Below are 13,279 nucleotides of genomic sequence, written 5' to 3'. Positions count from 1 at the left end.
CCGGGACGCGCGGGTGTGCTGGGATGGGCGCCGTCCACCGGCCGGCGTCGTCCGCCGTGAATGAAGTGAAAGGACGTTCCATGTGCAAGGCCTTGACCGCCGCCGCCCTTCTGGGGCTGGGCGCTCTGCTCCTCTCCGGCTGCTCCGGCTCCGACGGCGACGACGGGGCGAAGGGCCCGGCCGCCTCGAAGACCGCTCCGAAGGCCTCGCAGCCGGCCGAGCGGTCCTCGCAGGCCCCGGCCCCGGAGCAGGGGTTCGACGGCACCTGGCGCCCCATCAACGACAGCCCCGTCGAGACGTTGAAGATCACCGGGGGGAAGGTCGTCACCACCGGCGAGCTCGCCTGCCCGGGCTCCCTCGAGGGCGTCGGCACCGAGAAGCCGCGGATCACCCTGGACTGCGCGAAGCCGGACCCCGCGCGCACGAAGGGAACCCTGAAGATGAAGTCCGACGGCTCCGCCGTCGTCATCGAGTGGGACGGGCCGGAATGGGGAGGAATGATCGACAGCCTGCGCCGGGCCTGAGCTCCGGGCGCCCGTCCCGGGGCGTCACCGGCGGGGGCGCGGTCCGAGGTGTCGGCGGCGAGGGCCACAATGGTGCGCGACAGTCCCCGTTCATGCTCGCAAGACCGTGAAGGAGCCCGGCAGCGATGGCCCGCCGCAGCACGAAGACAGCGCGACCCGATGACGATGCTTTCGAGGAGCGGATCCTCGACATCGACGTCGTGGACGAAATGCAGGGCTCCTTCCTCGAGTACGCCTACTCGGTCATCTACTCCCGCGCGCTGCCCGACGCGCGTGACGGTCTCAAGCCGGTGCACCGGCGGATCGTCTACCAGATGAACGAGATGGGCCTGCGCCCCGACCGCGGGTACGTGAAGTGCGCCCGCGTCGTCGGCGAGGTCATGGGCAAGCTCCACCCGCACGGCGACACGTCGATCTACGACGCGCTGGTCCGGCTCGCCCAGCCGTTCTCCATGCGCGTCCCGCTGGTCGACGGCCACGGCAACTTCGGCTCCCTCGGCAACGACGACCCGCCGGCCGCCATGCGGTACACCGAGGCCCGGATGGCCGACGCGACGAGCCTGATGACGGAGTCGATCGACGAGAACACGGTCGACTTCCAGCCCAACTACGACGGCCAGGAGCGGGAGCCGGTGGCGCTGCCCGCCGCCTTCCCGAACCTGCTGGTCAACGGCGCCTCCGGCATCGCGGTGGGCATGGCCACCAACATGCCGCCGCACAACCTCGGCGAGGTCGTCGCCGCCGCCCGGCACCTGATCCGGTACCCCCACGCCGACCTCGACGCGCTGATGAAGCACGTTCCCGGCCCGGACCTGCCCACCGGCGGCCGCGTCGTCGGCCTGTCCGGCATCCGCGACGCCTACGAGAAGGGCCGCGGCACCTTCAAGATCCGCGCGACGGTCGCCGTCGAGCAGGTCACCGCCCGCCGCAAGGGCCTGGTCGTCACCGAACTGCCCTTCTCGGTGGGTCCCGAGAAGGTGATCGCCAAGATCAAGGACCTGGTGAGCTCCAAGAAGGTCCAGGGCATCGCCGACGTCAAGGACCTCACCGACCGCGAGCACGGGCTGCGCCTGGTCATCGAGATCAAGAACGGCTTCGTCCCCGAGGCCGTGCTGGAGCAGCTGTACAAGCTGACGCCGATGGAGGAGTCCTTCGGCATCAACAACGTCGCCCTGGTGGACGGCCAGCCGCTCACGCTCGGCCTCAAGGAGCTCCTCGAGGTCTACCTCGACCACCGCTTCACCGTGGTGCGCCGCCGCTCGGAGTTCCGCCGCGGCAAGAAGCGCGACCGGCTGCATCTGGTCGAGGGCCTGCTGACCGCGCTCATCGACATCGACGAGGTCATCCGGCTGATCCGCTCCAGCGACAACTCCGCCCAGGCCAAGCAGCGCCTGATGGAGTCCTTCGCGCTGTCGGAGATCCAGACCCAGTACATCCTCGACACGCCGCTGCGCCGCCTCACCAAGTTCGACCGCATCGAGCTGGAGGCGGAGAAGGAGCGGCTCACCGCGGAGATCGCGGAGCTGACCCGGATCCTGGACTCCGACGCCGAGCTGCGCAAGCTGGTCTCCGCCGAACTGGCCGCCGTCGCGAAGAAGTTCGGCACCCCGCGGCGCACCGTGCTGCTGGAGTCCGCGGACACCCCGGCCGCCCTGCCGCTCCAGGTGGCGGACGACCCGTGCCGGGTGCTGCTCTCCTCCACCGGCCTGCTGGCCCGCACGGCCGACGCCGATCCCTTCCCCGCCGTCAAGAACGCCAAGCGGGTCAAGCACGACGTGATCGTCTCCGCGGTGGACACCACCGCGCGCGGCGAGATCGGCGTGGTCACCTCCACCGGGCGGCTGCTGCGCGTCAACGTGGTGGACCTGCCGATGCTCCCCGAGATCGCGGCGGGCACCACGCCCAACCTCTCCGGAGGCGCGCCGCTCGCCGAGTTCGTCTCCTTCGAGGACGACGAGACGGTGATCTGCCTGACCTCGCTGAACGAGTCCTCCCCCGGCCTCGCGGTCGGCACGCTGCAGGGCATCGTCAAGCGCGTGGTGCCGGACTACCCGGCGGGCAAGGACGAACTCGAGGTCATCGGCCTCAAGGAAGGCGACCGGATCGTCGGCGCGGTGGAGCTGCGCACCGGCGACGAGGACCTGGTCTTCATCACCGACGACGCCCAACTGCTGCGCTTCCAGGCCTCCCTGGTCCGTCCGCAGGGCCGCCCGGCGGGCGGCGTGGCCGGCATCAAGCTGGCGGACGGCGCCAAGGTCATCTCGTTCACCGCGGTGGACCCGGGCCAGGAGGCGGTGGTCCTGACCGTCGCCGGCTCGCGCGGCACGCTCGACGACTCGGTGCAGACCACGGCCAAGCTGACGCCGTTCGACCAGTACCCACGCAAGGGCCGGGCCACCGGCGGCGTGCGCTGCCAGCGCTTCCTCAAGGGCGAGGACTGTCTCTCCCTCGCCTGGGCGGGCCCGGCACCGGTGCACGCCGCGCAGAAGAACGGCATGCCGGCCGAGGTTCCGGAGATGGATCCGCGACGCGACGGTTCGGGCGTGGGCCTGCCGAAGACGGTCGCGGTGGCCGCCGGTCCCGCGTGACCTGACCGCCTCCGCCAGGGCCCTCCGCGACCTCCGCGGGGGGCCCTGGCGTTCTCCGAGGGCCCTGGCGTTCTCCGCCGGGGCTACTCCTCGGGCGTGACCAGCTCCGCGTCGTCCTCGGGCGCCACCAGGTCCGCGTCGTCCTCCCCCTGCACGTACCGCAGCACCCCCCACATGCCGTGCTCGTCCGCCTCCCCGGGCGTCCCGCCCACACAGCCGGCGAGCTCCTTCTCCAGCCCCGCCGCGTCGATCCCGGACCCGATGAGCACCAGGGCGGTGCCCCGCTCCTCCCGCCGCTTCCACGGCTCGGGGTAGAAGCGCAGGAACCGCCCGACGGCGTGCACCAGGTACCGGTTCCCCGGGTCGTACGCGCCGAAGTCCACGTACCCCTTGATCCGGTACAGCCCGTGGGGCCGCTCGTCGAGGAACCGCATCAGCCGCCGCGGGTCCATCGCCCGCGCCGACGTGAAGGACACGCTCTCGTACCCGGCGTGCAGGTGCCCGCCGTGCCCGTTCCCCTCGGCGCGCTGCTCGTCCCCTTCGCCGTGCTCGCCGCCGCTGCCGTCGCCGTCGCCGTAGAGGTCCACGTCGTCGAAGGACAGCTGCCCGACCCGCTCCTGCGACGGCCGGCAGTCGAACAGGAAGTCCGGGTCGACGCGCCCGTGCGTCGCCCGCACCACGGCGGCCCCGTCGGCCGCCTCCCGCACCGCGCGCAGCACGGCCTCCACGTCCTCGGCCCGGTCGGTCTTGTTGACCACCACCAGGTCGGCGAGGGCCAGGTGCCGGTCGATCTCCGGGTGCCGCTCCCGGGTCTCCCCGAACTCGGCCGCGTCCACCACCTCCACCAGCCCGCCGTAGACGACCTCCGGCTGCTCGCTGGCCAGCACCATCCGCACCAGCTCCTGCGGCTCCGCCAGCCCGCTCGCCTCGATCACGATCACGTCGATCCCCGAGGGCGACCGGGCCAGCCTGCCCAGGTACTCGTCCAGTTCCCCGACGTCCACGGCGCAGCACAGGCAGCCGTTGCCCAGCGACACGGTGGAGTCGCCCAGCGCGCCGGCCACCGCCAGGGCGTCGATCTCGATGGCGCCGAAGTCGTTCACCACCACGCCGATGCGGCTGCCACCGCTGTTGTGCAGCAGGTGGTTCAGGAGGGTGGTCTTCCCCGCCCCCAGGAACCCCGCCAGCACGACGACCGGAATCTGCGGGGTGTGCGGGGTCCCACTGCTCATGACGCGCCCTCTCTCGTCGCACCGCGCGCCCCGGCGCACGCTGCTCACTTCCGATCGACTCCCAGTGCCGCCGCCAGGATATGAGGCCTGCGAAACGGCTTCCGGTGAACGATTGTTCGCTCCCACCGATGGGCAAACGTTTCAGCATGGCGCCGGTCCGGGTGACCCGCACGTCCCTCCGTGCGCCTCCCTCTCCGCCTCCCGCCGATCAGAGCCGCTCGGCATCCTGGGGAGCGGCAGCACGCAGCATCGCCCACCGCCCGCCGGTCCCCGCCCGTGTCGACCCGCACCGACCCGACGACCGGCGCGGGGTCGTCCGATACGGGGGATTGACATGGCCACACAGTTTTTACGCTCTCTGGCGGTGGCGTGCCTCGGCGCCGCCGCCGGCGCGATCACCGCGACCGCCGTCCAGCGCCGGGCGCTCGACGAACTCCGGGGAACCCTGGAGCAGCACCTCGCGCAGGGCCGCGCGATCCAGCGCGAGGCGAATCTCTCGACCCAGATGCGCCAGCACTGGGAACTCCTCAGCAAGGCCATCGACGACCCGGACCTCGCGGAGGTCCTCGACGTCTACGACGACCCGGACATCACCCCGCGCAAGCGCCGCCAGTACCTCTTCGCCAACGCGGCGTACACGAACCTGCTGAACTACCTTCGCCTCGGCAACGTGACCGAGGAGGAGTTCCTCGGGTACGCCCGGGGCCTCATGCAGAACGCCCGCATGAGGGAGTACTGGCACGCGACCCGGGGTCATCGGTTCACCGTCCTGTCCGACTCCGACGAGGCACGGCGCGGCCGTGTCATCGACGATCTACTGGAAGCTCTCGAAGCCACGGAGGACGACGACTGGTGGGTGGTCGGAGATCCGCCCGGGGAGTGACGTGCCGTGCCAGGGAGCGGCTTTTCGGGCGCGTGCCCATTACGGATCGATAACTCGGCCGTTGAAGCCATCGCAACGGGACTTGACTCGCATGCACCCATGCAGCAGCCCTTCATCTGCCGCCCCACCGCCGCCGGAGGAGCAACCCCACAGGGTTCATGCCCCGCTCGGGCGGTCGCGTAGTGCCGGGCCCTTCAACGCACGACAAGAGGAACTCAACAGTGACACGGATCGTCCGTCGGATCGGCGTGCCGCCGACCGCTCGTGGCAGCGTCAGCGGCGCCAATTGCCCGGATATTTTTGAATTGTCCGACGGGAACTTCGCGGTGATCGGCACCGAGGCGACTACCAGGCTCGACGGCGAACTCCCGCCCGACGCCTCTCGCGCAGACTACGAACGCATCGTGATCATCAGCAGGGACACGCTGGTACGCGCCAAGGCCGACATCCCGGACGCCTAGGGCCGGCCCAGGACCGACGAGGATGGCCCCGGCGCGAAGGCGGTGCCGGGGCCATCCACACATTCCCCTCCGTCCCCCGAACGCGCCCCGCCAGGCCGCACGCGTCCCACCAGCCAGGTTAGGCTCACCTGTGTGAGTAGGTGCGCAACCGTGTCACGGGTCCTGGACGAGCCGATCGCCGGAACCGCGGTGCACGCGCGGACGTGGCTGCTGATCGAGCAGCCCGGTCCCTGGGGGCCCAAGGCGCTCACGGAGAGCCGGCTGGACCCCGCGCTGGGGCGTGCCCTGGAGGACGCCGCGGAGGGCAGCGGGGTGCGGGTGGCTCTGATCCGGCGACCCGGACCGCACGCGGACCACGGGACTCCCCCGCTGCGGCGGGTGTACGCCGCACACACGGCCCCCCGCAACGACTGGGTGCTGGGCGCCCTCACCCGCGAGCCCGAGCGGCTGCTGGACATCGACTTCGCGGCACTCGGCCGCGGCGAGCCGGATGCCTTCGACGCCGCCCTGCCCGACGCCTCGCCGCACACCGGCTTCCCCTTGGCGTTCGTGTGCACCAACGGACGGCGGGACCGCTGCTGCGCCCTGCTGGGCCGGCCGCTCGCCGCCGAACTTGCCGCCTCCCATGTGACGGGCACCTGGGAGATCACCCACCTCGGCGGCCACCGCTTCTCGCCCACCCTGCTGGTCCTGCCGCACGGGTACGCGTACGGCCGGGTCGACGCGCCGGCCGTGAAGGAGATCCTGCACCGCGCCAGGGACGGTCAGGTGGTCACCGAGCACTGCCGGGGCCGCTCGGCCTGGGCGCGGCCGGGTCAGGCGGCGGAACTGGCCGTGCGGACACGGATCGGGGAGACCGTCGCGGACGCCCTGGACGTCACCGGCGTCCACCGGGTCCCGGCAGGCGCCGCCGAGCAGGACCCGCCGCTGTGGGAGGTCGTCGTGACGCACGCCGACGGCCGCCGGTGGCGCGTGGTCGTCGCCGAGGCGGCGGCCGCGCCGCCCCGCCCGCAGAGCTGTGGGGCACCGCTCGGGTCTCCCGCCCGTATGGACGTCGTCGAGGTGCGCGAGACGCCCTGACCGCCCTGAACGGGCCCGGACATCGCAGACATCGCGGACGGCCGGGAGCCCGGCGCACCCACCTGCGTGCGCCGGGCTCCCGGCAGGTCTCCGGCACCCGGCACCCGAAAGGCGGCCGGGGCGCCCCCGAGGGCGCGGGGCGGGGTCAGACCGCTCCCGCTCCGGTCAGCGACCGCACCTCGGTCTCGGCGTGCTTCGCCTCGTCCGGCTCCTCGGAGGAGGTCACCGTGCCGACCCATCCCGCCACGAAGCCCAACGGGATGGAGATCAGGCCCGGGTTCTCCAGGGGGAAGAGCGCGAAGTCCGCGCCGGGGAACATGGACGTCGGCCGGCCGGAGACGACCGGCGAGAAGACGACGAGCGCCACCGCCGGCACGAGACCCCCGTACACCGACCAGATGGCGCCCCGGGTGGTGAAGCGGCGCCAGAAGAGCGTGAACAGCAGCACCGGAAGGTTCGCCGAGGCCGCCACGGCGAAGGCGAGACCGACCAGGAAGGCGACGTTCAGCCCGCCGGACAGCAGGCTGAGGCCGATCGCGACGACGCCGATGCCCACCGCGGCGACCCGGGCCACGGCGACCTCGCTGCGCGGCTTGGCGCCCTTGCGGCGGAACGAGGCGTACAGGTCGTGCGCGACCGACGCGGACGAGGAGAGCGTCACGCCGGCGACCACCGCGAGGATGGTGGCGAAGGCGACCGCCGCCACCACCGCGAACAGCACCGGACCGCCCGTCGAGTCGGCTCCGCCGCCCAGGTTCAGGGCCAGCAGGGGCACCGCGGTGTTGCCGGCCTCGTTCGACCTGCGGACCTCGTCGCTGCCGACGATCGCCGCGGCGCCGAAGCCCAGCAGGATCGTCATCAGGTAGAAGCCGCCGATCAGGCCGATCGCCCACACCACGGAGCGGCGGGCGGCGCGGGCCGTGGGCACGGTGTAGAAGCGCGACAGGATGTGCGGGAGCCCGGCCGTGCCGAGGACCAGGGCGAGGCCCAGGCTGATGAAGTCCAGCCGGTCCGTCCAGCTCCCGCCGTACTCCAGGCCGGGAGCCAGGAAGGCCGCGCCGAAGCCGCTGTTGTCGGCGGCGGAGCTGAGCAGCGCGTTGAAGTCGCCGCCGAAGCGGACCATCACCAGGACGCCCAGCACCAGCGTGCCCACCAGCAGCAGGACGGCCTTCACGATCTGGATCCAAGTGGTGGCCCGCATACCGCCCAGGGACACGTAGACGACCATCAGGGCGCCGACGCCGATGACCGTCCAGGTCTGGGCCGCACTGCCCGAGCCGCCCAGGAGCAGGGCGACCAGGCTGCCGGCGCCGACCATCTGGGCGACCAGGTAGAGGACCGAGACGATCACCGAGGAGGTGCCGGCCGCGATCCGCACCGGACGCTCCCGCATCCGGGCCGCGAGCACGTCCGCCAGCGTGAACCGGCCGCAGTTGCGGACCAGCTCGGCCACCAGCAGCAGGACGACCAGCCAGGCGACCAGGAAGCCGACCGAGTAGAGCATGCCGTCGTAGCCGAAGAGGGCGATCAGCCCCGAGATGCCGAGGAACGACGCGGCCGACATGTAGTCGCCCGCGATGGCCAGGCCGTTCTCCACCGGGGAGAAGAGGCGGCTCCCCGTGTAGAACTCCTCGGTCGAACCGTGCCGGTTACGGCCGGCCCAGGTGGTGATGCCGAGGGTGACCGCCACGAAGACGCTGAAGAGGACCAGGACCAGGGACTGGTGGTTGCCCGTCATGCCGCACCGCCCCGCGCGCCGCGGGTGAGCTCCTGGGTGTCCCAGCGCAGCTGGAGGGCCGCGCGGTCCCGGCGGAGCCGGGCGTGGCGGGCGTACCCCCAGGTCAGGGCGAAGGTGGTGAGGAACTGGCCGAGGCCGGCCAGCATCGCGACGTTCACCGAGCCCGCCACCGGGGTGGCCATGAAGTCCACCGCCGTGGTGGCGGCGACCACGTAGGCGACGTACCAGAGGAAGAAGGAGACGAAGGCGGGAACCACGAACTTCCGGTAGCGGCTGCGCACCTCCTGGAAGGCTGCGCTGCGCTGCACCTCCAGGTAGACGTCGGCGGCCGCGCGGTCGCTGCTCTCCTCCCGCACCTGGCGCGCGGCCGGCACCGCGGGAGTCCGCTCCCCCGTGCCGTCCGTCTCACCCCAGCCAAAGGCGAGTGCGTCGTACCAGGGGTCGTCGAACCGCACCTCTCCGGTGTCGCGACCGTCGTGCTTGTTCACCGAAATCTCCTTGTCCCACGGCTCCATTCGGCCGTAGGAACAATGATGGACAGACCGTGAACTTCCCGGACTCTTTCGGCAGATCTCTCACCCCATCAGGTGACCGAAAGGTCAACCGTCACAGGCGTTGCTCCCGCACGGGTGACGCACGTGCCGACCAGGAGGTGACGCACGCGGCGGGAGACCGCCCGGGGACGGACACGCCTCCGCCCGGGCGTCCAGGGACGTCCGGGCGGAGGCGGGCGACGGTGCGGGCGGCGCCCGTCAGGCGTCGATCCGGGAACGGTCCAGGGTCGCGGCGGAGCTGGAGATGAACTCCTTGCGGGGGGCCACGTCGTTGCCCATCAGGAGGTCGAAGACCTGTTCGGCCGCCTCCAGGTCGGAGAGGTTGATCCGCCGCAGCGTGCGGTGCCGCGGGTCCATGGTGGTCTCCGCGAGCTGGTCGGCGTCCATCTCGCCCAGGCCCTTGTAGCGCTGGATGGAGTCCTTGACCCGGACACCCTTGCGCTCGAACTCGAGCAGCGTCTCGCGCAGCTCACGGTCCGAGTAGGTGTAGACGTACTTGTCCTGGCCGCGCTTGGGCTGGACCAGCTCGATCCGGTGCAGCGGCGGCACAGCGGCGAAGACCCGGCCGGCCTCGACCATGGGACGCATGTAACGCTGGAAGAGGGTCAGCAGCAGGCAGCGGATGTGCGAGCCGTCCACGTCGGCGTCGGTCATCATGATGATCTTGCCGTAACGCGCCGCGTCGATGTCGAAGGTGCGCCCCGACCCGGCCCCTATGACCTGGATGATCGCGCCGCACTCGGCGTTCTTCAGCATGTCGCTGACCGACGACTTCTGCACGTTGAGGATCTTGCCCCGGATCGGCAGGAGCGCCTGGAACTCGGAGTTGCGGGCCAGCTTCGCGGTGCCGAGGGCGGAGTCGCCCTCGACGATGAAGAGCTCGCTGCGGTCCACGTCGTCGCTGCGGCAGTCGGCCAGCTTCGCCGGGAGCGAGGAGGACTCCAGGGCCGTCTTGCGACGCTGGGCGTCCTTGTGCTGACGGGCCGCGATCCGGGTGCGGGCGGCCGCCACGGCCTTCTCCAGGACCGAGCGCGCCTGCTGGGCCGCGTCCCGCTTGGCCGAGGTCAGGAACGCCTTGAGCTCCTTGGAGACGACCTGGTTGACCACCCGGCGGGCCGCCGAGGTGCCCAGCACCTCCTTGGTCTGCCCCTCGAACTGCGGTTCGGCGAGCCGGACCGTGACCACCGCGGTCATGCCCTCCATGGCGTCGTCCTTGACGATGTCGTCCTCGGCGACGCGGAGCATCTTCTTGGAGCGCAGCACCTCGTTCATCGTGCGGGCCACGGCCTGCTCGAATCCGGCCACATGGGTGCCGCCCTTGGGCGTGGCGATGATGTTGACGAAGGACCGGAGCGTGGTGTCGTAGCCGGTGCCCCAGCGCATCGCGACGTCCACCCCGAGCTCCCGGGTGACCTCGGTCGGCGTCATCTGCCCGTGCTCGTCGAGGACCGGCACGGTCTCCTTGAAGGTGCCCTGGCCCGAGAAGCGCAGCACGTCGCAGATCGGGCGGTCGGAGGCGAGGTACTCGCAGAACTCGCTGATGCCGCCGTCGTAGCGGAACGACTCCTCGCCCTTGCTCCCGCCCTCGCCGAGGCCGAACTCGTCACGCACCACGATGGTGAGCCCGGGGACCAGGAAGGCGGTCTGCCGGGCGCGCTGGTGCAGGTTCTCCAGCGAGAGCTTGGCGTCCTTCAGGAAGATCTGGCGGTCCGCCCAGTAGCGGACGCGGGTACCGGTGCGGCTCTTGGGGATCTTGCGCGCCTTGCGCAGACCGCTGCCGGGCTGGAACTTCGCGCTCTCGCCCCGTCCGGAGAACTCCCCCGGGACGCCGCGGCGGAAACCGATCGCATGGGTGTGCCCGTCGCGGTCGACCTCCACGTCCAGCCGGGCCGAGAGGGCGTTCACCACGGAGGCGCCGACGCCGTGCAGGCCGCCGGAGGCCGCGTAGGAGCCGCCGCCGAACTTGCCGCCGGCGTGCAGCTTGGTCATCACGACCTCGACACCGGAGAGGCCGGTCTTGGGCTCGACGTCCACGGGGATGCCGCGGCCGTTGTCCCGGACCTCGACCGAGGCGTCGTCGTGGAGGATGACCTCGATGTGGTCGCAGTAGCCGCCCAGGGCCTCGTCGACGGAGTTGTCGATGATCTCCCACAGGCAGTGCATCAGGCCACGGCTGTCCGTGGAGCCGATGTACATGCCGGGGCGCTTGCGGACGGCCTCGAGTCCCTCCAGGACGAGAAGGTGCCGCGCGGTGTAGTTGGAACCGTCCCGATCTGCTCCGGTCAGCAACGCTGTGGACGGCACGGACGTGTCGGCGGTCACGCGGTTCGCTCCTCGCTGAATTTTTCTGGGCATGTCTTGGCGTCGCCAGGGGACGCCCCACGGCTCGGTCGCCGCTCCAGAGAGTACCGAGGCCTGATGAGGCCGGTGTAACGCCACCCTCGTCCCCGGTCAAACCCTAAGCCAGAATCGCATGCCCGTTCGATACCTCGGGGGAGTGAAGCACACATCACGTTCCGCGGCAGGCATGAACCCTTTAGGCTCCGGGCACGTCCTCCTCAACAAGCGGCGTTCGGTCGCCGGAGGACCGACACTGGAAGAAGCGCGAACCCGTACGGCAGCAAGACACGCACTACGGCACATTCGCCGCCAACCGGCAGCAGACAGCCGCCTCGCTGAGAAATCTTTCGAGGAAAAGCCGCGAGCGGGAACGTTTTCGGCCTGGTTGGATGTTGACCCTGGTACGACAGCTCGTCGAGCTAGAGAAGAGGCGACGTGACTACTGTTCTGACCCCCGCGAGCCCGCTGACGGCCGCCGATCGCTGCGACCGCTGCGGCGCCCAGGCATACCTGCGCGTCGTCCTGCTGAGCGGCGGAGAACTGCTCTTCTGCGCCCACCACGGCCGCAAGTTCGAGCCGGAACTCAAGAAGATCGCCGCCGAGATACAGGACGAGACGGAGCGACTGACGTCCTCCGGCCCGGCAGCCGACCCCGACGGAGAGCGCTGAGAGCGCCGACACTCCGTCCCACGACGAGCTAACCCGGCACAGGCAGGGTGACAAAGGCGGCCGCCTCCCCCACCAGGGAGGTCGGCCGCCTCTGCTCGTCCCGGGGCCCGTCGTCCCCCTTCCGGCCCTGTGCGGCCCGGCCGGTTCCGGCCCTGTCCGGCCCGGCCCGGTCCCCGCCCCGCCGTCCGGCAGGGCCTCAGGGCCGCCGCGCCAGCGTCCGCACGACCTCGGACACCCTCGTGTAGACCCCGGGCTTGCGGGACTGCCCGCACCCGCTGCCCCAGGAGACCAGCCCGATCAGCCGGCCCTTGGCCACCAGAGGGCCTCCGCTGTCCCCCTGGCAGGCGTCGGGGCCGCCGCCGGGCTCTCCGGCGCACAGCATCGCGCCGGGCGTGTAGGCGCCCTCAGCACCTCCCGGATAGGCCTCCTGGCAGTAGGCGTCCTCCAGCACGTGCACCCGCGCCGCTCTGAGCGACCGCGCGTAGGCGCCGGACCCGGTGACGTCGCCCCAGCCGTAGACCGTGGCGGCCGTCCCCGGCCGGTAGGCGCCGTCCCCGGCGGGCGCCGCCTTGACGACCGAGCTTCGCGGCAGCGGCTCCGCCAGCGTGAGCACCGCGAAGTCGCCGGCGTTCGTGACGTCGTCGTACTCCGGATTCACCCAGGTGTCCCGCACCCGGATCTCCTGGCCTCCTCGGCCGGTCAGCTCGGAGCGTCCCGCGATCACCGTGAGGTCGGGGACCTGCTGCGGCACTCTGCCGAGGACGCTCCCCCCGAGGCAGTGCGCGGCCGTCAGGACGGTCCTGGCGCCGATCACCGCGCCGCCGCAGAAGTGGCCCGCCCGCGTCGTGCCGAAGAGCGCCCGGCTGGAGATCGCCACGGTCCACGGGGCCTGCTCCACCTCCACCGGGAACCCGCCGACGACGACCCGCGACGCGGCCCCGCGGACGGACTCGGCGTCGGCCGCCGCCGGCGCGGCCGGCACCAGCGCCGCCAGCGACGAGGCCACCGCCGCGACCCCCACGGCTGGGAGAAAACGCATAACATCCCTCACTCCGGGTCGACCATGTGTCGACCCAAAGTAATCCAGGCGGGGCTTCCTCCACAGGTCGGACGACGCGGATGCCCCCGAGCCCCCCCCGGGGGGCGGGGCGAGGCCGGGGGTTTAAACCCCGCGCGCCCCCCCCCGGGGGCCGGGGCCCGGACGACCCGG

The 13,279-nt window shown here is 71.5% G+C and carries 11 protein-coding genes; 6 read left to right on the top strand and 5 right to left on the bottom strand.

Annotated features, from left to right (window positions below):
- Positions 1 to 80: 80 nt before the first annotated feature.
- On the top strand, positions 81 to 524 hold the full coding sequence (locus tag ACFRAV_RS20430) for a hypothetical protein (RefSeq protein WP_382557581.1): 444 nt from the start codon (positions 81 to 83) through the stop codon (positions 522 to 524).
- Between the two features lie 125 nt (positions 525 to 649).
- The gene (locus tag ACFRAV_RS20425; protein WP_382557579.1) at positions 650 to 3,112 is read left to right on the top strand and encodes a DNA topoisomerase (ATP-hydrolyzing) subunit A; all 2,463 of its coding nucleotides are present in this window, start codon (positions 650 to 652) and stop codon (positions 3,110 to 3,112) included.
- Between the two features lie 83 nt (positions 3,113 to 3,195).
- Here the strand turns inward: ACFRAV_RS20425 and ACFRAV_RS20420 are convergent, their stop codons facing one another.
- Complete coding sequence (locus tag ACFRAV_RS20420) at positions 3,196 to 4,344, bottom strand: CobW family GTP-binding protein (RefSeq protein WP_382557578.1); 1,149 nt, start codon at positions 4,342 to 4,344, stop codon at positions 3,196 to 3,198.
- Between the two features lie 334 nt (positions 4,345 to 4,678).
- On the opposite strand from ACFRAV_RS20420, the gene ACFRAV_RS20415 reads away from it, so the two are divergent.
- The 3 genes from ACFRAV_RS20415 to ACFRAV_RS20405 all read left to right on the top strand — a co-directional run bounded on the left by ACFRAV_RS20415 (position 4,679) and on the right by ACFRAV_RS20405 (position 6,768).
- Entirely contained in the window at positions 4,679 to 5,227 is a 549-nt protein-coding gene (locus ACFRAV_RS20415; protein WP_382557576.1) for a DUF6082 family protein, read from the top strand.
- A gap of 221 nt (positions 5,228 to 5,448) precedes the next feature.
- A complete protein-coding gene (locus tag ACFRAV_RS20410) occupies positions 5,449 to 5,688 on the top strand; it encodes a hypothetical protein (RefSeq protein WP_382557574.1) in 240 nt (79 codons plus the stop codon).
- 132 nt (positions 5,689 to 5,820) lie between these two features.
- Positions 5,821 to 6,768, top strand: a complete 948-nt coding sequence (locus ACFRAV_RS20405; protein ID WP_382557572.1) for a sucrase ferredoxin — start codon at positions 5,821 to 5,823, stop codon at positions 6,766 to 6,768.
- Positions 6,769 to 6,913: 145 nt separating this feature from the next.
- Here ACFRAV_RS20405 and ACFRAV_RS20400 read toward each other — a convergent pair whose 3' ends face one another.
- From ACFRAV_RS20400 to ACFRAV_RS20390, 3 genes are all read right to left on the bottom strand, one after another.
- Positions 6,914 to 8,506, bottom strand: a complete 1,593-nt coding sequence (locus ACFRAV_RS20400) for a cation acetate symporter (protein WP_382557570.1) — start codon at positions 8,504 to 8,506, stop codon at positions 6,914 to 6,916.
- Positions 8,503 to 9,021 (bottom strand): DUF485 domain-containing protein, encoded by a 519-nt coding sequence (locus ACFRAV_RS20395; RefSeq protein ID WP_382557569.1) that lies wholly within the window; start codon positions 9,019 to 9,021, stop codon positions 8,503 to 8,505. Before ACFRAV_RS20395 ends, ACFRAV_RS20400 begins: the two co-directional genes overlap by 4 nt.
- Before the next feature lie 237 nt (positions 9,022 to 9,258).
- Positions 9,259 to 11,382: a type IIA DNA topoisomerase subunit B gene (locus tag ACFRAV_RS20390; RefSeq protein ID WP_382557568.1), complete on the bottom strand. Its 2,124-nt coding sequence runs from the start codon at positions 11,380 to 11,382 to the stop codon at positions 9,259 to 9,261.
- 453 nt (positions 11,383 to 11,835) lie between these two features.
- Between ACFRAV_RS20390 and ACFRAV_RS20385 the strand changes: the two genes are divergently transcribed.
- Positions 11,836 to 12,069, top strand: coding sequence for a hypothetical protein (locus ACFRAV_RS20385; protein ID WP_108952024.1), 234 nt, complete (start codon positions 11,836 to 11,838; stop codon positions 12,067 to 12,069).
- Positions 12,070 to 12,265: 196 nt separating this feature from the next.
- Here ACFRAV_RS20385 and ACFRAV_RS20380 read toward each other — a convergent pair whose 3' ends face one another.
- The gene (locus ACFRAV_RS20380; protein ID WP_382557566.1) at positions 12,266 to 13,108 is read right to left on the bottom strand and encodes a serine protease; all 843 of its coding nucleotides are present in this window, start codon (positions 13,106 to 13,108) and stop codon (positions 12,266 to 12,268) included.
- Between the last annotated feature and the right edge of the window lie 171 nt (positions 13,109 to 13,279).

It is taken from the genome of Streptomyces sp. NPDC056600 (assembly GCF_042792855.1).
Taxonomy (GTDB): Bacteria; Actinomycetota; Actinomycetes; order Streptomycetales; family Streptomycetaceae; genus Streptomyces.
This window is presented reverse-complemented; position numbering and strand designations above follow the sequence as displayed.

What these genes read in the sequence shown, in the direction of transcription:
- ACFRAV_RS20430 (WP_382557581.1), top strand. Translation starts at nt 81, where the DNA reads ATGTGCAAGGCCTTGACCGCCGCCGCCCTTCTGGGGCTGGGCGCTCTG.
- ACFRAV_RS20425 (WP_382557579.1), top strand. Translation starts at nt 650, where the DNA reads ATGGCCCGCCGCAGCACGAAGACAGCGCGACCCGATGACGATGCTTTC.
- ACFRAV_RS20420 (WP_382557578.1), bottom strand. Translation starts at nt 4,344, where the DNA reads ATGAGCAGTGGGACCCCGCACACCCCGCAGATTCCGGTCGTCGTGCTG.
- ACFRAV_RS20415 (WP_382557576.1), top strand. Translation starts at nt 4,679, where the DNA reads ATGGCCACACAGTTTTTACGCTCTCTGGCGGTGGCGTGCCTCGGCGCC.
- ACFRAV_RS20400 (WP_382557570.1), bottom strand. Translation starts at nt 8,506, where the DNA reads ATGACGGGCAACCACCAGTCCCTGGTCCTGGTCCTCTTCAGCGTCTTC.
- ACFRAV_RS20395 (WP_382557569.1), bottom strand. Translation starts at nt 9,021, where the DNA reads ATGGAGCCGTGGGACAAGGAGATTTCGGTGAACAAGCACGACGGTCGC.
- ACFRAV_RS20380 (WP_382557566.1), bottom strand. Translation starts at nt 13,108, where the DNA reads ATGCGTTTTCTCCCAGCCGTGGGGGTCGCGGCGGTGGCCTCGTCGCTG.